The organism is Streptomyces sp. NBC_00193 (assembly GCF_026342735.1).
GTDB lineage: Bacteria > Actinomycetota > Actinomycetes > Streptomycetales > Streptomycetaceae > Streptomyces > Streptomyces stoeckheimensis.
This window is the reverse complement of record NZ_JAPEMM010000001.1, coordinates 3,397,060-3,419,272: the sequence shown is the minus strand read 5'-3', so window position 1 is coordinate 3,419,272 and position 22,213 is coordinate 3,397,060. Positions and strand designations below refer to the sequence as shown.

General features: G+C 71.0%; 17 protein-coding genes and 1 tRNA gene. 6 read left to right on the top strand and 12 right to left on the bottom strand.

The features are described 5' to 3' along the window. Window positions 1-2: 2 nt before the first annotated feature. From OG898_RS15265 to OG898_RS15245, 5 genes are all read right to left on the bottom strand, one after another. Window positions 3-980 carry a TauD/TfdA family dioxygenase gene (locus OG898_RS15265; RefSeq protein ID WP_266957399.1) on the bottom strand — a complete coding sequence of 326 codons (978 nt, stop codon included), beginning with the start codon at window positions 978-980 and terminating at the stop codon, window positions 3-5. A 32-nt stretch (window positions 981-1,012) separates the two neighbouring features. Beyond that, window positions 1,013-9,103, bottom strand: coding sequence for a non-ribosomal peptide synthetase (locus OG898_RS15260; RefSeq protein WP_266957397.1), 8,091 nt, complete (start codon window positions 9,101-9,103; stop codon window positions 1,013-1,015). Then, a complete protein-coding gene (locus OG898_RS15255; RefSeq protein WP_323182642.1) occupies window positions 9,100-9,339 on the bottom strand; it encodes an MbtH family protein in 240 nt (79 codons plus the stop codon). The genes OG898_RS15260 and OG898_RS15255 overlap by 4 nt, the downstream gene beginning before the upstream one ends. A gap of 374 nt (window positions 9,340-9,713) precedes the next feature. Next, window positions 9,714-10,022, bottom strand: a complete 309-nt coding sequence (locus tag OG898_RS15250) for a hypothetical protein (protein ID WP_266957395.1) — start codon at window positions 10,020-10,022, stop codon at window positions 9,714-9,716. A gap of 7 nt (window positions 10,023-10,029) precedes the next feature. Then, window positions 10,030-10,218 (bottom strand): hypothetical protein, encoded by a 189-nt coding sequence (locus OG898_RS15245; RefSeq protein ID WP_266957392.1) that lies wholly within the window; start codon window positions 10,216-10,218, stop codon window positions 10,030-10,032. A 388-nt stretch (window positions 10,219-10,606) separates the two neighbouring features. Here OG898_RS15245 and OG898_RS15240 point away from each other — a divergent pair, with 388 nt between their 5' ends. The 6 genes from OG898_RS15240 to OG898_RS15215 all read left to right on the top strand — a co-directional run bounded on the left by OG898_RS15240 (window position 10,607) and on the right by OG898_RS15215 (window position 14,617). Further along, a complete protein-coding gene (locus OG898_RS15240) occupies window positions 10,607-11,578 on the top strand; it encodes a LuxR C-terminal-related transcriptional regulator (protein WP_266957390.1) in 972 nt (323 codons plus the stop codon). 91 nt (window positions 11,579-11,669) lie between these two features. Continuing rightward, the gene (locus OG898_RS15235; RefSeq protein ID WP_266957388.1) at window positions 11,670-13,148 is read left to right on the top strand and encodes an FAD-dependent oxidoreductase; all 1,479 of its coding nucleotides are present in this window, start codon (window positions 11,670-11,672) and stop codon (window positions 13,146-13,148) included. Beyond that, window positions 13,145-13,300 (top strand): hypothetical protein, encoded by a 156-nt coding sequence (locus OG898_RS15230; protein ID WP_266957386.1) that lies wholly within the window; start codon window positions 13,145-13,147, stop codon window positions 13,298-13,300. The genes OG898_RS15235 and OG898_RS15230 overlap by 4 nt, the downstream gene beginning before the upstream one ends. Before the next feature lie 122 nt (window positions 13,301-13,422). Beyond that, a tRNA-Arg gene (locus OG898_RS15225) sits at window positions 13,423-13,495 on the top strand. Window positions 13,496-13,654: 159 nt separating this feature from the next. Further along, window positions 13,655-13,897, top strand: coding sequence for a hypothetical protein (locus OG898_RS15220; RefSeq protein ID WP_266957384.1), 243 nt, complete (start codon window positions 13,655-13,657; stop codon window positions 13,895-13,897). A 135-nt stretch (window positions 13,898-14,032) separates the two neighbouring features. Then, entirely contained in the window at window positions 14,033-14,617 is a 585-nt protein-coding gene (locus OG898_RS15215; RefSeq protein ID WP_266957382.1) for a DinB family protein, read from the top strand. Window positions 14,618-14,668: 51 nt separating this feature from the next. Here OG898_RS15215 and OG898_RS15210 read toward each other — a convergent pair whose 3' ends face one another. The 7 genes from OG898_RS15210 to OG898_RS15180 form a co-directional block, all read right to left on the bottom strand. Continuing rightward, a complete protein-coding gene (locus OG898_RS15210) occupies window positions 14,669-14,947 on the bottom strand; it encodes a hypothetical protein (protein WP_250742581.1) in 279 nt (92 codons plus the stop codon). Window positions 14,948-15,011: 64 nt separating this feature from the next. After that, a complete protein-coding gene (locus OG898_RS15205) occupies window positions 15,012-15,425 on the bottom strand; it encodes an adenylyltransferase/cytidyltransferase family protein (RefSeq protein WP_250742582.1) in 414 nt (137 codons plus the stop codon). A gap of 198 nt (window positions 15,426-15,623) precedes the next feature. Then, on the bottom strand, window positions 15,624-18,398 hold the full coding sequence (locus OG898_RS15200; RefSeq protein WP_323184854.1) for a S8 family serine peptidase: 2,775 nt from the start codon (window positions 18,396-18,398) through the stop codon (window positions 15,624-15,626). 547 nt (window positions 18,399-18,945) lie between these two features. After that, window positions 18,946-20,523, bottom strand: a complete 1,578-nt coding sequence (locus OG898_RS15195) for a phospholipase A2 (protein ID WP_266957379.1) — start codon at window positions 20,521-20,523, stop codon at window positions 18,946-18,948. Between the two features lie 246 nt (window positions 20,524-20,769). Next, window positions 20,770-21,336: a transposase gene (locus OG898_RS15190; protein WP_266957377.1), complete on the bottom strand. Its 567-nt coding sequence runs from the start codon at window positions 21,334-21,336 to the stop codon at window positions 20,770-20,772. Between the two features lie 44 nt (window positions 21,337-21,380). Continuing rightward, window positions 21,381-21,554, bottom strand: coding sequence for a hypothetical protein (locus OG898_RS15185; RefSeq protein WP_250742586.1), 174 nt, complete (start codon window positions 21,552-21,554; stop codon window positions 21,381-21,383). A gap of 209 nt (window positions 21,555-21,763) precedes the next feature. Then, a complete protein-coding gene (locus OG898_RS15180; protein ID WP_266957375.1) occupies window positions 21,764-22,054 on the bottom strand; it encodes a hypothetical protein in 291 nt (96 codons plus the stop codon). Window positions 22,055-22,213 lie beyond the last annotated feature (159 nt).

The following is a 22,213-nucleotide window of genomic DNA, read 5'->3' as shown; positions in this document are numbered from 1 at the left end:
CGTCAGGCTTCCGAGCGGCTGGACAGCGAGCCGGTCATGGCGACGAGCACCTTGCGGGGGCCCTCGAACCGATTGCGCCCGTGGGAGAGGGTCAGGTTGTCGATGACCAGGAGGTCCCCGGCCAGCCAGGGGAAGGCGAGGCTCTCCGCCTCGTAGGCCTTGCGGACGGCGGCCAGGTCGGCGTCGGAGATCGGGCTGCCGTCGCCGTAGTAGGCGTTGCGCGGGAGGTCCTCCTCCTTCATCAGCTCCATCAGCGCGAGCCGTGTCGCCTCGTTGAGGTTGGACACGTGGAAGAGGTGGGCCTGGTTCATCCACAGCGTCTTGCCGGTCACCGGGTGGACGGTGACGGCCTGGCAGGTCTCGGTGGTGCGCATCGAGTCGCCGCCGTCCAGCCATTCGACGGCGATGTCGCGTTCGGCGCAGAAGCGCTCCACCCCTTCGCGGTCCATGCCGGGGAAGGTCTCCTGCCAGGAGATGCCGAGACCTGCACGGTAGTTGCGTACGTAGCGCACTCCGTGCCGCTCGAAGCGTTCGCGGACATCGGCGGGGATGCTCTCGTAGACCGCGTGGCTGTCGGCGAGAGGGGTCTCGCCGCCGGAGACGGCCGCGACGGCGGAGTAGAACCAGAGGCGCTCGGGCCAGGTGCTGGTGTAGGCCATCTCGTTGTGCTGCGGGATGACCTCGCTGGCCGGGTACTCCGTCGAGGTGTAGACGTCGCCGACCTTGGTGCGCGGGGTCGAGCGGTAGGTGTACTCGTTGAGCTCCTCGCCGAAGACGCGCACGAACCCGGAGAAGACGCTCTCGTCCGGGACGTCGAAGCCGCGCAGCAGGCAGGCGCCGGCCGTGGCGAGCCGCTCGGCGACCAGGTCGGAGTGCTGTTCGGCCCATGCCACCGGGGAGAGGCCCGGCTCCGTGGCCTCGAAGAGTGCCACGCACCCCTGTTCGGGGAAGAGCAGGGATTCCTTCACGTTGCTAGTCATGTCTTGTGATCCGTTCTCTGGCTTCGTGGGGTTCAGGACTCGGCGTCGTCCGCCATCGCGCGCAGTACGTCCTCGACGAGGGCTGCGAGCTTGGCGATGCCGTCGCGGTCGTTGAGATTGCGGCTGAAGCGGAATCCGAGGCGCAGCGCGCCGTCGTACACGCGGCCGTCGACGATGAGCCGGTGCATCCGCTGGAGTTCGGGCGCGGGCCAGGCGTCCTCGATGGGGGCGCCGAGCAGCGGCGAGTCGTCGGTGAACTTCCCGACCTCACCCCAGTTGTTGACGAGGATGTCCGGCTTGCCGAGCGGGGCGAGGGCCTGGGCGACGTCCGGCCGGGCGCCGGTGTACCGGAGCAGGCCGAAACCGAGGCCGCTGCGCGGCACGGCCCTGAGCTGTTCGGCGACCGAGTCGAGCAGGGCGTGCGTGCCGGGGGTGGCCGGCAGGTCGAGCAGTCGCGGCGAGGTCATCGAGAAGCGGCCGATGGCGCGCGAGAGGTCGAGGTCCTCGCCACCGAGTTCACGGCCGCGGGAGACGAGGTCGACGAGGACCGAATTCTGGCCGGTCCAGTCGGCGAAGCCCTTCAGGACGGCGGCGAGCAGCAGGTCGTTGAGGGTCAGCCCGTAGTCGCGCCGGATCAGCCGGCGCAGCGCGGCGGTGTCCGCGCCGCTCAGTTCGACGAGCACCGAGTCCTCGGACGCCATGCTGTCCACGCCGTTCTGGTGATCCAGCGGCCAGTGCGAGACGGCCCGTCCGGCGAGGGCGGTCCAGTAGGCGGCGTCCTCGTCCATGTCGGCGGAGCGCGCCAGTGCGTCGAGGTTGCGTGCCCACTGAGCGAAGGACGCGGTCAGCGGCGGCAGCTGCGGCTCCTTGCCGTCGGCAACGGCGAGGTAGGCGGCCTGGAGGTCCTCGGTCAGAACGCTCCAGGAGCTGTTGTCCATCAGCTGGTGGTGGACGATGGCCACGAGCCGGTCGGGCCGGTCCGCGCCGAAGCGCACCAGGGCGAAGTGCAGGAGCGGCCCGTGCTCGAAGTCGACCTTGCGGTGCAGCGTCGTGTCCAGCCGCCGGAAGGTGACGTCCTGGGCTGCCGAGTCGAGGGCGGAGAGGTCGACGAAGGTGAACAGCTGCTGTTCGAAGCGGTCGTGGATCTTCACCGAGTGGGCGCCGCCCCCCTTGGGGAAGGAGATGCGCAGAGAGTCGTGGTGGGAGACCACCGCGGCCACCGCTCGCTCCATGAGCGCCGGGTCCAGTCGCTCCAGGGTCTCGAACATGAAGATGTGCGTGTAGAGGTGCTTGTCGGCGAAGTCCCGCTCCTGGAAAGCGAGGTTCGAGGGCACCAGGGGGACGGCGCCGGTATCGGCGGGCCCCTCACCCGGCTCGGTGCGGTCGGTGGCGACGGCGGCGAGACCGGCGATGGTGGGGTTCGCTATGAACTGCGCGGGCGTGATCCCGATGCCCGCCCTGCGCGCCCGGTCGACCACCCGGATCGCATGCAGCGAGTCACCGCCGAGCTCGAAGAAGTCCTCGTCGTGGCCGACCTCCGGCAGCCGCAGCACCTCCTGCCAGATCCCCGCCAGGGTCTCCCGGTACTGGACGCCGGGCGCCTGCGGATCGGTGGCGACGGCGGCGAGACCGGCGATGGTCGGGTTCGCTATGAACTGCGCGGGCGTGATCCCGATGCCCGCCCTGCGCGCCCGGTCGACCACCCGGATCGCATGCAGCGAGTCACCGCCCAGCTCGAAGAAGTCGTCGTGCGTACCGACCTTCGCCAGCCGCAGCACCTCCTTCCAGATGGAGACCAGCTCGACGACCCTGTCGAGGTAGCCGGTGTCGTCGGCGGCGAGGCGGGGAGCCCCGGCCGCGGGGGTGGTGCGGGTCTGCACGGGTGTCGCCTCCATCGCGAGGAGCGCCACGCGGTCGACCTTGCCGTTGGAAAGACGCGGCAGGGAGGCGACCGTGACGATCGTGGGAATCATGTAGTCGGGCAGTTTCTCCCCGAGGCCGGCGCGCAGTCCCGCGGCCGTGACGGCGGTGCCGGGCCGGAGCGTGACGTAGCCGACCAGGCGCCGCTCGTCCGCTGCGTCCTCGACGCAGAACACGGCACACTCGTGCACGCCGTCGAGCGCGGCGAGCTCCGAGGCGACTTCGCCGGGCTCGACCCGGTGACCGCGGATCTTGGCCTGGTCGCCGATGCGGCCGAGGAACTCGAGCGCGCCGCCGGGCAGGAACCGCCCGCGGTCGCCGGTGCGGTAGAGGCGTCCGCCTGCCGGGCCGAACGGGTCCGGGACGAACCGCGCCGCGGTCAGTTCCGGGTCCCCGAGGTAGCCGCGGGCAAGGCTCGGGCCGCCTACGAGGATCTCCCCGGGGTGACCGGGCGGGACCCGGCGCAGTTCGTCGTCGACGATGTGGATGCGCGTGCCGTCGAGCGGGCGGCCGAGCGGCACCACCACACCGCGGCCGGTGCGTTCGGGGGCGACGGGCGCGGTGGCGACGATGCCGGTGGTCTCGGTCTGGCCGTACATGTTGGCCATGCGTGGCGCGCCGGGCCGGCTGCGGATCGTCTCCGGCAGGTCCTGGAGCAGTGGCTCACTGGCGGTGAGGACGCACTCCGGCCGCCAGTCCGTGCGGTCGAGTGCCGGTGTGACGACCCGCAGGTAGGAGGGCACGAGGTCCAGTACCTGCACGCCGTTGCGGGCCGCGTAGGCCAGGAGTTCGTCGGGGGAGGCGAGATGCTCCCGGGTGGCGACGACGACCCGGCCGCCGTGGGCGAGCGGCACCATGAGCTGGCGGACGGAGGAGGAGAAGGCGAAGGAGGCGGTGTGCAGGACCACAGGGCGCCCGGGCAGTTCCAGGGCCCGGGGCAGTGAGCGCACGTATGCGTCCAGCCCGGTGTGGGTGAGCACCACGCCCTTGGGCTTCCCCTTGGTGCCCGAGGTGTAGACCACGTACGCGGGACGGTCCGGTGACAGGCACCGCGCCGGCGACAGCTCGCCGGCGGCCGCGTCGGCGGCCCCTGGAGCAGTTGGAGCAGTCTCCAGGAGGAGCCGCCCGCCCGGTACGACCGGTGCCCCGGCTTCCAGGTCGCGCGAGGTCAGGACCAGCTCAGGCCGCGCGTCGGCGACGATCTCGGCCAGCCGTTCACGCGGGTAGGCCGTGTCCAGCGGCAGGTACGCGCCGCCTGCCTGGAGCACCGCCAGCACCGCGACGACGAGGTCCGTACCGCGTTCCAGGTACACCGCGACCGCGGTCTCGGGGCCGACGCCGTGGCCGCGCAGCGTCCGGGCCAGCTGCTCGCTGCGGCGGCCCAGCTCTCCGTACGAGAGGGTGGTCGCGCCGCAGGTGACGGCGGGCTCTGCGGGCATGCGCGCCACCTGCTCCCGGAAGCGCTCCAGGAAGCTGCGGCCGTCCGCTTCGGCAGCGGTGCCGGACAGGGCGTCCAGCTCGGCGTGCTCACCGGACAGCAGGAGGTCCGTGTCGAAGACCCGCTGTGCCGGGTCGGCGACGAGGCGTCCCAGCAGCGCCTCGAAGCGCTGCATCAGACGGGCGATCGTCTGCGCGTCGAAGAGGTCGGTGCTGTACTCGGCGTGCCCCTGAAGGCCGTCCTCGCTCTCCCACAGGTCGACGACGAGGTCGAAACGGGCCGTGACCTGCTCGCTCTCGATCTCGCTGAGGGTGAGCCCCTGCCCCGCATCGGGCAGGCCGCCCGACATGTTCTGGAGCGCGAACCGCACCTGGAACAGCGGCGAATGGCTGAGGCTGCGCTGCGGGGCGACGGCGTCGACGACCATCTCGAAGGGGACGTCCTGGTGCGCGTAGGCACCGTTGGCGGTCTTCTTGACGCGTGCGAGCAGCTCGGTGAAGGTCGGATTGCCGGCGAGGTCGACGCGCAGCGCCAGGGTGTTGGCGAAGAAGCCGACGATGCTCTCCAGCTCGGTCATCGTCCGGCTTGCGATGGGCGTGCCGACGGTGACGTCGCGCCGGCCGCTCACGCGGGCCATGAGCACGTCGAATCCGGCCAGCAGCGCCATGAACAGCGAGACGCCCTCGCGGCGGGCCAGCTCCGCGACCGCGGCGGACAGCTCGCGCGACCACGCCACCTCGTGCCGGGCGCCCCGGTAGCTCTGCACCGCGGGACGCGGCCGGTCGGTGGGCAGGTCGAGCATCGGCGCCCCGCCGAGCTGCTGCTTCCAGTAGCCGAGCTGTGCGTCGAGGGTCTCCTCGTCCAGCCAGGAGCGCTGCCAGAACGTGTAGTCCACGTAGGTGTGGGGAAGCGGGGCGAGCGGCGAGGGCTGGTCCGCGGCGAACGCCCGGTAGAGGGCCATGAGTTCGTCCATCACGATGGAGACGGACCAGCCGTCGGACACCGAGTGGTGCAAGGTGAGGAGGGCCACGTGGGCGTCGGGGGCCAGCCGGAGGAGCCGTCCGCGCAGCAACGGCCCGCGCGCCAGGTCGAACGGCCGGCCGGCCTCCTCCTGTACGAGCGTGTCGAGCCGGGCCCTGGTGTCGGCCGTGCCCGTCAGATCGCTCTCCTCGAAGGGGACCGCCTCGGCCGGCAGGAACTCCTGGACGGGGTCGCCGTCGGGCGACGGGAAGCGGACGCGCAGCCCCTCGTGCCGGGCCCAGAGCGCGGCGAACGCGGCCCGGAACGCATCCGGCCGGAAGGCGCCGTCGAAGCGCAGGGCGATCGGAACGTTGTAGAAGGAACTGTCCTCGGCGAGACGGCTCATGAAGTAGAGGCGTCCCTGTGCGTACGACAGCGGGACCGGGCCGGTGCGCGGGGCGGTCACCAGGCCGGGGCGCGGCGCGCGTCCGCCGAGGGCCTCGATGCGCTGAGCGAGGTCGGCGAGGGTCCGCGCCTCCAGGAACACCCCGAGCGGCAGGTCGACGTCGAGAGCCTTGCGCAGGCGGGCGGCGGCCTGCACGGTGAGCAGCGAATGCCCGCCCAGGGCATTGAAGTTGTCCTCGCGGCCGACCGAGGGCAGGCCCAGGACGTCGGCCCAGATCTCGGCGATGACCCGCTCCAACGGCGTGACCGGAAGGTCGGTGGCCACGTCGGGGGCGTCCGTGACGGGCTGGGGCAGCGCGCGGCGGTCCACCTTGCCGCTCTGGGCGAGTGGCAGTTCGTCCAGCACCACGAAGTGGTCCGGGAGCATGTACTCGGGCAGGCCGGCGCGGAGCTCGGCGCGCAGGTCCTCCTCGGCGCACCGGGAGGCCCCGTCGTTCACGGGGGTGACGTAGGCGGCGAGCCTGCGCTCGCCGGGCCGGTCCTCGCGAAGCAGCACCACGGCCTCGCGGACGGCGGCCAGGCGCGTCAGAGCGGCCTCGATCTCCTCCAGCTCGACCCGGTAGCCGCGCACCTTCACCTGGGTGTCGACCCGGCCGAGGCACTCCAGCTCGCCGTCGGGGCGAATCCGCACGAGGTCACCGGTGCGGTAGAGGCGCTCTCCGGGCTCGGCCGCGAACGGATCGGGAACGAAGCGCTCCGCAGTGAGGTCGGGGCGGTTCCAGTAGCCGCGGGCCACTCCGGCACCGCCGATGAACAGCTCACCGACCGCGCCGCGGGCGACGGGCTTGAGGTTGGCGTCCAGCACGTAGAGCCGGGTGTTGGCGATGGGCCGGCCGATCGGAACGGTGCCGGACAGATCGGTGTGCTCGTCCACCTCGTACACGCAGCAGCCGACGACGGTCTCGGTGGGACCGTACTCGTTGACCACGCGCAAGCCGGGGGCGCGCTCGCGCCAGGCCGCGACGGTGCCACCGTGCAGGGACTCCCCGCCGACGACCAGGTAGCCGTCCGCCTCGATCCCGACGGGCGGCGCCGACTTGTCGAGTGCGTCCAGGTGGGCGGGCGTCAGCTTGACCAGCCCGAAGTCGAGGTCTCGGCCGAGCATGCCGCAGAGCCGGTCCAGCTCCTGCCCCTCCGCCACCAGGACCACCGGCCTGCCCGCGAGCAGCGGGCAGAAGAGCGTCGTGACGGACAGGTCGAAGCGCAACGGCGAGACGAGGGGAGCGCCGCCGCCGTCGGCCACCCGGTAGGCGCGGACGCTCCACTCCAGGTAGTTGCCGAGCCCCCGGTGGGTGACGACGACGCCCTTGGGGCGTCCGGTCGAACCCGAGGTGTAGATGACGTAGGCGGCGTTGTCGGGCTGCGGGCAGGGGTGCGCCGGGGCGTCGGCGGGCACCGGGGTGCCAAGGACCTCGTGCGCGATCAGGACGTGTGCCCCGGTCTGCGGAAGCGCGGCCGCCCGGAGGGTGTCGGTGACGACCACCCGGACGTCCGCGTCGGTGAGCATGTAGGCGATGCGCTCGGCCGGGTCGGCGGTGTCCAGCGGCACGTAGGCGCCACCGGTCTTCAGCGTCGCCAGTACCGCGACCACCAGATCGACGCCGCGCTCGAGGAAGAGCGCGACACGCTCCTCCGGGCCGACGCCCTCACACCGCAAGCGGTGGGCGAGCCGGTCGGCGAGGGTGTTCAACTCCGCGAAGGTCAGTCGCCGCTCGTCGGTGACGAGGGCGATCGCGTCCGGTGTACGGCGTACCTGGTCCTCGAAGAGCTCGTGGACGGGCCGGTCGCCGAAGGCCGGGACCTCGGTGCGGTTCCGGTCGACGACCAGCTCCCGCAGCTCCTCTTCGGAGAGGAGGGGGGCATCGCCTATCCGGGTCCCGGGGTCCTGCGTGAGCCCGCCGAGGAGGATGCCCAGGTGGGTACCGATCCGGGCCACGGTCGCCGCCTCGAACAGGTCGGTCGCATACTCGAAGACACCGTGCAGGACGTCGTCGGCGCCGGGCCAGACCTCCAGGCTCAGGTCGTACTTGGCGGACGCGGTGTGGTGCTCGACCACGCTGACCTTCATCGCGTCCAGGGCGACGTCCAGCGCGGGATCCTGGACGAGCGCGAACAGCACCTGGGCGAGCGGCGTGTGGCTGAGGTCGCGGGCCGGGTCGACCGCCTCGACGACACGGTCGAAGGGCACCTCGCCGTGTGCCAGAGCCTCCTGGGTGAGGTCACGGACCCGGCCGACCAACTCGCGGAAGTCCGGTTCGCCCGAGGTGTCCACCCGCAGCACCAGGGAGTTCGCGAAGAAGCCCACCAGGGACTCCAGCTCGGCGCGCGGCCGGTTGGCCACGGGAGTCACCGCCGTCACCTCGTCGTGCGAGGTGTAGCGCGACAGCAGCGCGGCGAAGCCGGCGAGCAGCACCATGAAGGGGGTCGCGTGCTCGTCCGCCGCGATCTCCTTGACCCGCGGCCAGATGCCGGCAGGCAGCGAGAAGCGGTGACGGGCGCCGCGGAAGCTCTGTACCGGCGGGCGGGGCCGGTCGAAGGGCAGCTCGATGACCGGCACGGCGCCGCCCAGGGACCGGCGCCAGAAGGCCAGCCCCTCCTCCAGCTGTGCGGTGCGCTCGGGCCCGGCCTCCCAGGCGGCATAGTCCGCGTACTGGAGCGGAAGCGGCTTCAGTCCGGCTTCGACGCCCTTCGCCCAGCCCCCGTAGAGCGCGAGCAGTTCGTCGACGACGATGCTCATCGACCAGCCGTCACACACACTGTGGTGGACGACCAGCAGCAGGACGTGGTCCTCGGCTCCGGTCCGGAAGAGGGTGACACGGGCGAGAGGTCCGTGTTCCAGGGAGAAGGGCCGCGACGCTTCCGCAACCAGCGCCTCACGCAGAGCGTCCTCGCGGCTCCCGGCGGTGGGGGCCGGCAGGGTGACGGGCGTGAGGTCCACGTCGAGATCCGAGAGGATCCGCTGCACCGGCTCGTCGCCGACGGACGGGAACACGGTGCGCAGTGACTCGTGCCGGCGCAGCACGTCGCGGATCGCCCGCTCCAGCACGTCCGGCCGCAGCGTCCCCTCGAAGCGCAGGGCCACCGAGACGTTGAACATCATCCCGCCGGGGTTCAGCTGTTCCATGAACCACAGGCGGCGCTGGGCGTTCGACAGCGGCAGCCGCCCCTCGCGCGGCACCGGCTGGATGGTGGCCTCGTTCGCCGGGCGTCGCCCGGCGACCCGCTTGGCGAGCAGGGCGCGCTTGGCCGCGGACATCGTGTCCAGGCGGGATCGGGTGCTTCCCGGCTCGCCCGGCACACGGGCCGCCCGGAGGACGGCATCCGTGCTGTCGGTGGTCATCGCTGCTCCCCCGGACAGTCGGCGGAGGTCTGCGCCATGTGAGCCACCAGGCTCAGCGGGCGCATGTCGGTCCAGTGCGTGTTGATGTACTCGAGACACGCTGACCGGTCGGTCGCGCCGTGGCGCACCGTCCATCCGGCCGGGACATCCACGACCTCGGGCCAGATCGAGTACTGGCCTTCATCGTTGACGACGACGTAGAAACTGCCGTTGGGATTGTCGAGCTGGTTCGACATCACACCTCGCTTCGCCTGCTGTTCAATGGGATTGCGCCGCGGCACCGTCTCAGTGCCGATGTGGTCTGTCGCCGACGCACACCGGGGCGACCGCTGCTCCAGCGGAGACAGCGGAAGCCCCGCGGATGCGGCGGCGGATGGCAGGCATGGCTGATCTCCCCTTCCAAGGGCAGGCAGGTGGGAAGGCGCGGTGTACGCGTCATTGCGGCTGTCCCGCGGGAACATCCATCGCGAGGACCTGGCGCAGGGAAATGCCTTCAGGCACGAAGCGCTCTGAAGGTTTGGTGCGGACTGCTGTCCTGCAGGAACAGCGGTCGTAGGCAAGAACCGGGCACGGCGGCGTTCGGAAAGCGGTCGACTACGCGACTACGCGACTACGCCTGCACGTCGGGCGGCAGATAGCGGCGCTGCATCAGCGGTGAAGCCGCGTGACAGCGGTGGAGCAGGGAGGCAGTGCGGTAGGTCGCGCTGCGGAAGCCGGGCGCGGTGGGATCGCGCGTGAGCAGGTACACGAGCAGGTCGACACGGTCTCTCTGCGCACGGGCGGTGGCGTGCTGCAGACCGTCCTCGAGTGCCGTATGCGCCCAAAGGGCGCCCAGCACCTCGGACACCTCACCCGTCTCATCTGTCGGATCGGCAAGGACCCTGCTACGACGCTCCAGGTGGGTGTAAACGATGTCCATGTGACGGTCAGCCGCCCCAGGTGCCGGTGTCGTCGGGCCCCGTCTGGGTGAGAGGGGCCGGGGCGACTTCGGTCGTGGCCGCAGGTGCGGTAGCGGCTGTGGCGGGGGTGACGGGGGCGGCGGGGGCGACGAGCACGGTGACGCCGAGTACGAGGGCGGCGACTGCGGTGGCCTTGGCAATACAGGTGCGGATCATGGTGACCGTTCCTTTCACATCACATGGCGAGGTGTCCTGTCCCGGTCTTGCGTCCCGCTTCCGCGGTTGACGCCTCGCCCGGCTGCCGTACGGACTGTCCCGTGCCGACGATGAGTAGCTTCGCCGCAGAACCGGTCCGTTGGAAAGCTTTCCGTGGGTCCTGAACAGGGCTTATCCGGATCAGGACACACGGCCGGGCCCACTTTGGGCAGATATCGGGATCGTCCGGATATTGCGCCTGAATGATGTACCAATGCGCCTCGATGGAATGTCCGCCTGCCGGCTCCAAGGCCTGTGGCCGAAAAGACATTGAATGGTGGCGCTCGGGATGGAGAGAATGAGGGCTCCACGCGCGGCCGGGGGGCGGCGTTCAGGGGGGAACAAGCACATGCTGCAAGCACTCGGAGTAAGCGAAGACGCCGCGGATGTCTACCAGGCGATGCTCGACCACCCTGACAACGGTGTCGACCAAATCGCCGGCGTATGCGGCCTGACTCCCACACGGGTCCACGATTGTTTGGACGAACTCGGCCAGCTAATGCTGGTCCGGGCATCCAGTGAGCACCCCGGACAAATGCGGGCCGTCGACCCCGACATCGGCTTGGCCGAGATCGTGGCCCGCCAGGAGGCCGAACTCGCGGCCCGGCAGGCCAAATTGGCCGCATCCCGCGCGGCGATCACCCGCATGGTCTCCGATCGCGCCCAGCGGCGCTCCGCCCACGGCGAACGCCTCCTCGGCATGGACGCCATCCACAACCGGCTCGAACGCCTGTGCCGCACCGCCCAGACCGAGATCATCGGCGTTCAGCCCGGTGTCCAGCGCCCCGACGACCTCAGCGCCGGACGCGACCACGACCTCGCTGCCCTTGGCCGTGGCGTCGCCTTGCGCGCCCTGTACCAGGAGCACGCCCGCCACCGCACCCACATCGCCGCGTACGCAAACGAGCTGCTCAGCCGCGGCGGAGAAGTCCGCACCGCCCCCACCATCCCCCAGCGCGTGGTCATCGTCGACCGGAACCACGCCTTGGTGCCGACCGACCCCGCCGACAATCGCAAGGGTGCGCTGCACATCACCGAGCCCGGCATCGTCACCGCTCTGCTCGAACTCTTCGAGCAGGCCTGGAACACGGCTGTACCCATCGGGGCCAGCCGCCCCGACGACCCTCAAGCGGGCCTCACCGACCACGAACGCGAACTCCTGCGCCTGCTCGGCACCGGCCTCACGGACGAGGCGACCGGACAGCGCCTCGGCCTCACCGATCGCACCATCCGGCGACAAGTCGCCTCAATCATGGAACGCCTCGGCGCTTCCAGCCGCTTCGAAGCAGGCATCAAAGCCGCACAACGCGGCTGGCTCTGACGAAACCGATTTGCCACTCCCCTGGTTGCCGGGCACCGGCCGGGCCACTTCGGTTTGAAGTATTAAGGGACCACGACCAATACCCTGATTCATGAACATGAACATGAACAGGAGCATCGCCGCCGCTATATCGCCGCCCATCTGGCGCTGCGCGGGATCCTGGCCGAGGCGGTCGGGAGCAGACCGGGCCACCTCCGCCTCACTCGGTTGCCGTGCCCGGGATGCGGCGCGCAACACGGGCGGCCCGCCCTCGCGGACTTGCGGCTGGTCGCACGTACGCCTCTTCTCCACCTGGGGAGAGGTCGTCGACCCGGCCGCCGAGAAACTCCTCGCCCCCACCGGCTGGGTCAAGCCCGACGCCGACACCCACCCCTCCGGCGGGGACTGGGCCGCGCTCTACCTCCAGCCGCTGGCCGACACCCTCGGCGACCGCGTCAGGTACAACGCCACCGTCACCGGAGTCTCCCGCACCGGCCGCGACCGCATCGTCGACGCCGACCGCGAGGCCCAGCCCTTCGTCATCCACCTCACCGGCCCCGGCGGCGAGGAGCGGATCTTCGCCCGCGCCGTGATCGACGCCTCCGGCACCTGGTCCACCCCGAGCCCGGCCGGCGGCAGCGGCCTGCCCGCCCTCGGCGAGAAGAGCGCCGCCAAGCAGATCACGTACCGCGTCCCCGACCTCAAGGACCCTGCCGTCCGGGCCCTTTACGCTGGCAAGCGGACCGCCGTGATCGGCTCCGGAGCCTCCGCCTTCACCGCTCTGGCGTACCTCACCGACCTCGCCAAGGCCGAGGACTGCACCGGGACGCACGCCACCTGGATCCTGCGGCGCGGCATCAGCGGCACCGCCGACCAGCTGCCCGCCCGTGGCGCGCTCGGCCTCGCGGCCAAGGCCGCAGTGGACGGCGGGCACGCCGACGCGGTCACCGACTTCCGCACCGAGTCCGTCGAGCGGGACACCGCCGGGCGCCTGGTCCTCGTGGGCGAGGACGGCCGCCACCTGGACCCGGTCGACGAGGTCATCGTCCTGACCGGCTTCCGCCCCGACCTCACCTTCCTCGACGAACTGCGCCTCGGCCTCGACGAACGCCTCCAGGCCCCGACCGAACTCGCCCCGCTGATCGACCCCAACCAGCACTCCTGCGGCACCGTCTACCCCCACGGCGCCACCGAACTCTCCCACCCGGAGAAGGACGTCTACCTCGCCGGCATGAAATCCTACGGACGCGCCCCCACCTTCCTGGCCATGACCGGCTACGAGCAGGTCCGCTCCATCGCCGCCGCCCTCGCCGGCGACCAGGAAGCCGCCGAACGCGTCGAACTCACCCTCCCCGAGACCGGCCCCACCTCTTCGCGGCCCTGGTCTCACTCTCGGTCGTGGCCGCATGCCTCGCCCTCGGCACCTCCAAGGCGAGCAGCACCCAGACGGAGCTTCAGCGCCGCTCGTAACGCAACTGCGCAGCCGGCTCCCGCTCCATCACCACCACTCCCGGCGAACGTGACGACGGGCAGAGCGACACCGAGTCCGGCTTCTCCCAGCTCGACCGCTCCCTCTGGAACCGCCGCATGATCGCCTTCGGCGCCGATGCCCAGTCCCTGGTTATCCTCGGCTTCCTCCTCGCCCAGAACGCCACCAGCGCGGCCCGCTACCGAGAGGACCCCACCTACTCCGACGCGGACGCCGAAACCGCAGAAGGCCTCACCCCGTCCCCCAACAACTGAGCCGCGGAGCCCCTCACTGATCCGCTACCCTGTCCCTGGGCTGCCCTTGTGGCAGCCCAGGACCTTGCCGAGGCGAGCCGGATTCTCACGCAGAGTATTCAGCCACGTTTCACGCAAGGCCCGCCTTCGTAGCTCAGGGGATAGAGCACCGCTCTCCTAAAGCGGGTGTCGCAGGTTCGAATCCTGCCGAGGGCACAAGCACAAAGGCCCCCAGCCGATCTCGACTGGGGGCCTTTGGCATCCAGTCCTATAGCGTGCCATCAGTGCTCTGAGCTGTGCGAACGTCGGAAGGTCATGCAGCCTTCGGAGCCGTGTGTGCTGGGCGCCCCCGTTGAGAGCACCCGGCTTACGGCCGTGACCGATGGTGTCGCGCAGGTCTTCACTTGGGAGGCGGACGCGCGGATCGAGGTGCGGGACCTGGGGGGAGAGGTCGTGATCGAGGCGAACGCCGCGGGGCTCAGGACGCTTGCCGGGCATCTGCTGGTGCTTGCCGCGGAGGGTGTTCCCGACGGGAGTCATCTGCACCTTGAAGACAGCAACGGGCTGGAGGAGGGTTCCCTCGGCTTGGTCCTGGAGCGGTGCGACGAGGAGGAGTGAGGGCCCCGCTCTCTCGGTGGCCTGCCCAGGGACATCCACGCCTGACATCAGCGACGCCGGATGTGGGCGTACCAGGGCGCCTCTCCGTGTACGGGATCTTGAGATCATGCGCAGCCCATGACAGTCTCGTTCCGCATGATCGATGATTTCGCGAAGGACAACCTGCACACGAGACTGCGGCGGGATCGTGAGGCGCTGCTCTGGAAGCTCGACGGCTTGTCCGAATACGACGCGCGCCGGCCTCTGACGGCGACCGGGACCAACCTCCTCGGCCTGGTCAAACATGTGGCCATGGTCGAGGCCAGGTATTTCGGTGAGGTCTTCGACCGCCCTTCTCCGGAGCCGCTTTGCCGGTGGCAGGACTCCGACGGCAGCGATCGATGGGCGGCCGGGGACGAGACGCGTGGTCAGATCGTCGGCTTCTACCGGCGTACGTGGGAACACTCGGACGCGACAATCAGCGAGCTTGCCCTCGACGCCCCCGGCCACGTGCCCTGGTGGCCGGAGCCTCATGTCGACACGAACCTGTTCGCCGTCATGGTCCATGTCCTCGGCGAGACCATCCGGCATGCCGGGCACGCCGACATCCTGCGCGAGGGCGTAGACGGCCGGACCGGGATGCGCGCCGAACACGAGCAGCCGATCGACGAGGAAGCCCGCGCAGCCTACTTCGCGAAGATCGAGCAAGCCGCCAGGACGGTCATATCAACCCCCGCGTAGGGCTGTTCCTCGACATGACGTGATGGTCGAACGGCATGCTGCCGGTCGTGTCTACGGGGTTGGCTTTTCGGTTGAGGACGGGGTTTTGGTGGTTGCTTTCGGGTTGTGGCCCAGGGCGATGCACCAGCGGCCGCCTTTGATTCGGGTGAGGACCAGTCGTTCCTCGGCTGCGGAGCCGTCTGTTGCCACGGTGGTCAGGCGTGCCGAGGCCGTGTCGGGGCCGAAGTCGTGCTGGATGTCTACGGTCTGGAGGCGCAGGCCGCGTCCGCCGAGGCGGGCGATCCGGTCGGCGGCGTCGGCCGCCGCCCGTTCGGATGTTGGGGCTCGCATCGGGCCTCCTGATCGTGCAGAGGCCCCCAGCCGGTTGTGGCTGGGGGCCTTGGGGGGCTGCGGGTTACAGGTGGTTGATCAGGCGGTGGAGGTTGGTGCTGGGGGCGTGGGGGGTGTTCGGGAGGTAGATGACCTCTACGCCCAGGGTGGTGAAGTCGCTTTCCCAGCGGGCCGCTCGGGGGGTGCCTCGCCAGTCGTCGCCCTTGAAGAGGCGGTGGAAGCCGATCTGCTGCCAGGCGTCCAGGTTCTCCAGGGTGGGGTCGACGATGGCCTCGTCCACGCAGCTCATGGAGCGGACGACCTCGATCCGCTCGTGGAGGGGGATCGCCGGGGGGAAGCCCTTGTGGCAGGAGGCCTCATCGGTCAGTACGCCGGCCACCAGGTAATCGCACTGGGCCCGTGCCTGCTTGAGCAGGTTGAGGTGGCCGATGTGGAAGAGGTCGAAGACGCCTGACGCGTAACCGATGAGCTGAGACACGGGGGTCCTCCCGGAGGCGCTGTAGCGGCCGGATCGTGGTGAGGGACGGGCGGGCGGGGCGGGGCGGGAGCGATCTTGCACCATCCCCCTCGGTTGGTAAAGGCCCAGTTCAAGGGAGTGGGGGCCCGGGAGGGAGGGGTTTCCCTCTCCCTCCCGGGGGTGGTGGTGCGTGGCCGGTTTCAGGCCGGGGGGGCCAGGTCAGGCGGTGGACCAGCCGAAGGCGGTGCCGCCGGCCGGGAGGCCGTTCTGGCCGGGCTGGTGCGTGGTGACGGTGCCGGCGGCTCCGGTGCGGCCGGCGGTCGTGTTGCCCCACGGGAGGGCGTGGACCGCGCCGGACGGCGTGGCGTTCGGGACTCCGATGCGCAGGGCCGAGGTGGTTGCGCCCAGGTGCGAGCCGATGGCGTGGCCGGCCGTCGGGGTGCCGCCCAGGCCGGAGGCGTCGCCCGCCTGGATCCACTGGTCGGTGTCACCGGGGACGCCGAGCGGGTCGAAGGTCTGCACCGCGCCCGCGTCGGCGGCGCCGCCGATGTCCTTGCCCGGGATGCCGACCGCGAGGACCAGGGTCGCCGGGGTGGCGGGTGCCTCGGGGGCGAGGTTGACCAGGGCCACGCTCTGGCCGAGCTGGTCACCGGCGGCGGCCGTGCCGGTCACTCCGGCGACCTCGGCGGTGATGGAGGCGACCTTGGTGATGGCGCCCGCACCGGTGATGCGGAAGGTGTAGGCCTGGCCGGCGTGGTCGACGGGGGCCCCGCCGACCGTCAGGCCTTCGCCGGGCACGCCCACCGCGAGGAGGGTGTCGGTCGAGGCGGTCGCACCGGACGGGGTGTAGGCGACGGCTGCGAGGGAGCCGCCGAACAGGTCTCCGGCCTCGGCGAGGCTGGCCACGAGCGGGTCGTTCTGGTTGAGGCCCACGAGGGGGGTCGGCAGGCCGCCGGCGTTCAGCTCGTGGGTGAGCAGCTGGATGTTGCCCGCGTCGGCCGCGGTGCCGATGGCTTCGTTCGGGGTGCCGACGACGATGTGGTTCGCGGAGGCGGCGATGGTCGAGCCGAACCGGTCGCCGGTCTCGTTGTCACCGTCCATGGCGGGCTTGTTCTGGTCGGTCGCCACGTTGGTGGTCCCGCGCAGGTAGTAGACGGTGCCGGCGTCCTTGACGGCCCCGAAGTCCTTGCCGGGCGCACCGATCAGCAGGTACGGCTGGCCCTGGGCGGTGTACCCGGCGGCGACGGCGTGGCCGAAGCGGTCCTCGGCAACGGAGGCCGCGGCCTTGACGGCGCCTTCACCCGTGCCCTGGACCAGGTTGAGGGCGGCCTTGCCGGTGGTCAGGCCGCCGGCGGCACCGTAGAGGACGTTGACGGCGCCGGCGTCGGCTTCCGTACCGATGTCCTCGCTCGGGATGCCCACGACGAGGTCGGAGCAGCCGTCCTCGTCGTGGTCGAAGGTGGCCAGGTTCTCACCGAAGGAGTCGCCGGCTTCGGCGTCGTCCGGGACGGTGGCGAGGTCCTGGTGGAACTCGGCCGTGCCCTTGCCGCCGCCGTAGATCACGCGGACCAGACCGGCGCCGGCGTCTCCTCCGACGGTCGCCTTGGGGTCACCGACGACGGTGTCCTCGATGGCGTCGCAGTTGAAGTCGGTGAAGCGGGGGCGCTGCGGCTGCTGCGGGAGGTTGATCTTGAGTCGGGGGGTGACCGCGCCCTCGTAGGTGATGGGCGTTCCGCCCTCCTTCAGCAGGGTCTCCAGCTCGGCGAGGGTCTTGCCGGGGTAGGTCTGCCGCAGGATCGCGAGGGCGCCGGCCACGTGGGGCGCGGCCATCGAGGTGCCGTTCTTGGAGGCGAAACCGCCGCCGGGGACGGAGGACACGATGGCGGTGCCGGGGGCGAGCAGGTCCACGAGCGGGCCGCGGTTGCTGAAGGTGGAGAGCTGGTCGTCGTCCGTGGTGGAGCCCACGGTGAGGGCCGAGGGCACGCAGCCGGGGGCGTTGACCGCGTTCGTGTAGCCGTTGTTGCCGGCCGCGACGACGGTGGCGACGCCCTGGGCGAAGAGGGTGTCCATGATCGGCTTACGGGCATCCGTGTTGCAGGCGGCCGTCCAGCGGCCGCCGCCCAGGGACAGGTTGGCCGCGATGACGTTGGTACCGGCGCTCTTGAGGGCCGAGACCTTCTCCAGTGCCTTGATCTGCGAGCTGGTGAAGCTCAGGACGCAGGGGCTGGCGCCCGGGCCGCAGTAGGTGTCGGAGGTGAACTTGGAGAACACCTGCATCGCGATGACGTCCGCGCCCGGCGCGACACCGCGGGCGGGGGCTCCGGTCACGCCGGCTCCGTTGCCCGCGGCGATGCCCGCCACGTGGGTGCCGTGGGAGCAGCCGGCGCCGACGGTGGTGCAGGGGCCGCTGTCGGCGTCGGCGCTGCCGGTGCCGTGCTGCTCGGCCGTGCCGTCGGGGCACAGGCTGGTGGCGCCGTAGGCGGCGTCGGTGACGGAGAAGCACGACTCGGCCTTGACCCGGCCGGCGAGGAAGGGGTGGTTGGTGGCGACACCGGTGTCGAGGATCGCGATCGTGCTGCCGGCGCCGTTCTTCCCGGCGGCGACGGCCGCGTCGCTGCCGATCTTGGCGGTGGACTCGTTCAGCGTCGCCTCGACGGGGATGTCCTCGGTGACGCTGACGACGCCCGCCATGGTGCTCAGCGAGTCCAGGCCGGAGCGGTTCACCCGGAGGGTGACCATCGGCAGGGTGTCGTACGAGACGAGGACCTCTCCCGCTTCGGAGGCAGAGGAGAGCTCCGACCGCCCGTCGAGGACCACGTTGACGCGGACGGTGCCGCCGTCCTGGGTCTCGTCGAACAGCGGCGGGTCGATGGCTCCGTTGTCCGCGGCGAATGCCGGGCCGGCGCCCGTCAGGGGGTTGAAGCCGACCGGTACGGCGGTGAGAACGGCGGCTACTGCCGAGGCGGCGAGCACGACCCGCATGGATCTCTTCACTCGTGACTCCATGGGAGGGGTGGGGACGGGGAGGGGACTACGGGGCGCGGTGGCGCTGCGCCGGCTAGGACGGGACCGCGGGGCGCGGTGGCGCTGCGCTGGCGAGGACGGGACCGCGGGGCGCAGCCAGGGCGGAGGCCAAGGGCGCGGGGTGAGGCGGAAGTTCAGGGGGAACGAGCGGGAGCGGGCGCATGAGCGGGGGCCGGGAGGCGGGGACTCAGGGGAAACGCGTGCTCCGGGGGGTTCCGGGGCGGCCGGGGCGCCGGGGGGGGCGGGGCCGGGGTTCAAGGGCTCCGGGGGCCGGGGGCCAAGGGCTCCGGGGCTCTGGGGCTCCGGGGCTCTGGGGCTCTGGGGCTCTGGGGCTCTGAAGGCTCCGGGGGACGCAGGGGCCGGGGCGCCGGACGGGTCGGGCGCCCGGCCCCTGCGTAGTCCTTCGAACGGTTCCGTCCGGACTCTTCAGTCGGGCGGTTCCATCAGGTGGTGCAGTCGGACGGGTTCAGTCGGACGGTGCAGTCGGACGGTTCCGTCGGACGGATCGGCGGGCCGATCAGGTGGCGTCGGCGCCGTTCTTCGGGCGACCGAAGGCGAGGACGCCGAGGTAGTAGTTGCGGGCCAGGCTCTTGCAGGTGCCCTGCTTGTACCAGGCGTAGGCCGGGCAGGTGTTGTACCGCATCAGGTCGTAGAACGCACCGTCGGCGGCGATGCCCTGGTTGCGGTCGAGGTACCAGCCGTAGCCCTTGTAGGCGTTGCCGATGGTGCCGTAGGCGTAGTCGTGGGCGTCACACGCGGCACGGAAGTCGAAGCCGAGGGGACGGTCGTAGGAGTCGGTGCAGTGGTCGGCGAAGACACCGCGGACGTAGTAGCCGGTCGGCGTCTGCTTCCAGGACGGCCACCTCCAGCCGTAGTGGGCGACCACGGTGGAGCAGTTGCCCCACCAGCGGATCCACGCCTGCGGGGAGGAGCAGGCGCGCGGGTAGGCCTGCGGGTCGGTGATCTCGCCGCCGACGAAGTTCTCGGCGGGCGGGCTCACCCCGTCGGGGTGCTCCTGGCCGCCGGGCGCGAGGGAGCCGGCGTCGGGGATGCCGCCGCTGGTCTCCTGGGCCTGCGGGGCGGCGGCGTCGCCGGTGAACGTCAGCTGCCAGTCGCCGCCGTCACCGCTCGTCAGGGTCGAGAGGCGGTCGGCGCCGTCGTAGGTGTAGGAGCTGAGCTCGCTGCCCGCGGCCGGGTTGGTGACCTCGCGGAGCAGACCGGAGGCCTCGTAGGTGTAGCGGGCCAGCGTCTCGACGGTCTGGCCGGTGGTGACCGTGATGTCCTTGACCTGGCCGGCCACGTCACCGAGGGCCGAGCCCGACGCGGTGGTCGCGGTGGCGTAGTTCAGGGCGAGGGACTTCTCGGGGTTCTCACCGCGGGCGGGCTCCTTGACGGTGGCCACGCGGCCCTGGGCGTCGTAGGAGATCTCGGTGGCCTTGTACGCCTTGTTGCCGGCGCTCGTGACGCGCCAGGTGTCACCGGTGCCGGACACCTGCTTCCAGGTGTACGTGGGGTTGAGGTCGGCCGCCGGGATGGGAGCGCCGTTCGCGCCGACGGGGCCGCTGTCGCCCTCGGCCGCGGCGCCCAGGGCCAGCTTCACCGTCTCGGTGATGCTGGACTTCATCTCGCCGGCGAGGTCGTCCCACGTCACGTTCTCGATGATGGTCGAACCGTCGGACGACGTGTAGGTGTTGATGCTGCCGCCGCCCGGAGCTTCCAGGGAGTCGGTCATCTCGTAGCGGGCGGACTGGCCGCTGTCCAGGTCGGTGGTGACGATCGCACCCGACTCCTGGGCCAGCTTGCGGTTCAGCTCGCCACCGACGAACTCGGCTTCCCAGCTGGGACCGAAGACTCCGAGGTCGGAGCGGGTCTGGGGGGCGTCCTGGGCCTGCGAGACACCCTGCGCCTGGCCGGTGATGGTGTGCTTGCGGCCCATGAGACCGGTCGCGACGTCGTTCTCGAAGACCTGGTAGCTGTCGGTCGCGGACTGGTACAGGCCGGGGCCGATGTTCTTGATCTCGCCTGCGGCGAGGGGGGCGCTGGGCACCTCTTCGGCGGAGGCCGGGAACTGCGGGACCAGCAGGGCCATGGACATGGCCGCAATGATGGGGAGCGCGGATCTGCGCACGGTAAACCTCTCGATGGTGTTCGGATGGAGTGCGAAAGTCTGTGCCGGTGCCGGTGCTGGTGCCGGTGCCTGGGGGCAGGGCGGGCGCGGGCGGGGCTCTGCCCCGGGGCATGGCCGTGCCCCGGGAGCGGCGGAGTGGGGTTCAAGTGAGGGGGTCAGACGAGGGGCGGGCCTGCGGACCCCGACCGGAGGGGGTCGGGGTGAGCGGCTCGGTCAGGCGACCCGGGCCCTGGACCGGTCACTGGCCTGGGTACGGGCCTGGGTACGGGGCTGCGTGCGGGCCTTGGCCTGGATGTCCGTAGGGGTCGTACGGTCCGGGCGGTCCCGGAGGTCCGTACGGGCCGGGAGATCAGGTCGATCCGTGAGGCCCGTGAGGTCCGTGAGGTCCGTGAGGTCCGGCCGGCGGGACCGGGCCGCCTCGGCGACGCGTTCGGCCCAGTCGCGTACCGGTGCGGAGATGTGGGGCGTGGCCCGGGCGGTGGCCGCCATCCGGTTCCACAGGTCCTCCTCGCACCACTGGCCGAACCGCCGGTGGGCGTTCTGCCAGGAAACGGGGAAGGACTTCGGTAGTGCGCGCCAGGATTCGCCGCTCACCAGGATGTACAGGACCGCTGCGAACACGGCCTCCTCGTCCGCCCTGCGGGTGCCGCCTCCTTGGGGGCGGACCGTACCGGTGGCGAGCAGGTGTCGTGCGAGCGGCCAGAGGGCCGTCGGGGACAGCCAGGCGAATCGGCCGGTGGTGCGGGAAGGCGTTCCCCGCCGGGCCGCTGCGGTCACCATCGGTGCCTCGCGGACCCTGTTCCCCCCGGACCGGAGGCCGGTGCTCAGCTGTCCGCTCCGTTGCCGATGACCGGGGCGGGGGAGTCCCAGCGCCAGTCCGCCTGGTGCGTCGCACCGTCCGAACCGGCGATCTGCGCGGCCACTCCGGTGACCGCTCCGGTGAGGAGCGCGGTGGCGGTGACGGCGACGAGCGTGGCGGACTTGAGACGGCTAAGCATGACTGGATTCCCCCGAGTTGAGCGGCGTTTCCTGCTGACGTGATCAAGGTTGCCGCAGGTAAAGGGGGCTAACCAGAGGTCTTGGCTGTCCTGGACTCGACATGTCTTACACAGGACAGGGTGACCTCGGAAACGCCTGTCGGGCCGGTTGCCAAGCGGTCACCAGGCCGGTCGTCAGGCGGTCGTCAGGCCGGTTCGTCAGGCGGTCGTCAGACCGGTTCGTCGAGGACCAGCAGCGGTACCTCGGCCTTCAGCAGCGTCCACGCGTCGGCCCCGGCCGTGCGGCGCGCGGCGAGGTGCCAGGCCACCGCCGCCCGGTGCTCGGCGGTGTGCAGGTCAGGTGCCTTGAGGTAGACGCCGAGCACCGGTTCCCCGTTCGCCCGCACGTGCCGGACGGCCATTTCGACCTCCGGCTGGACCTCGGAGAGGGCGGCCTCCACACCGGGCGGCAGGTCGCCCGCCCCCGGAGGGGCACTCAGGTACAAGTGGACCAGATACATGAAACCTCCTGATTCAGCGCTATTAGGTAGATCTCCCCATCAAACGCGCTTCGCCGGCGGGAAGTCGACCGCCGCGGGCGGAGCAGGGGGAGAACCGGACAACCGGCATGGCCGCATTCGTCAGATCGGCCGGATATATGCACTCGATTCCGTGCCGAC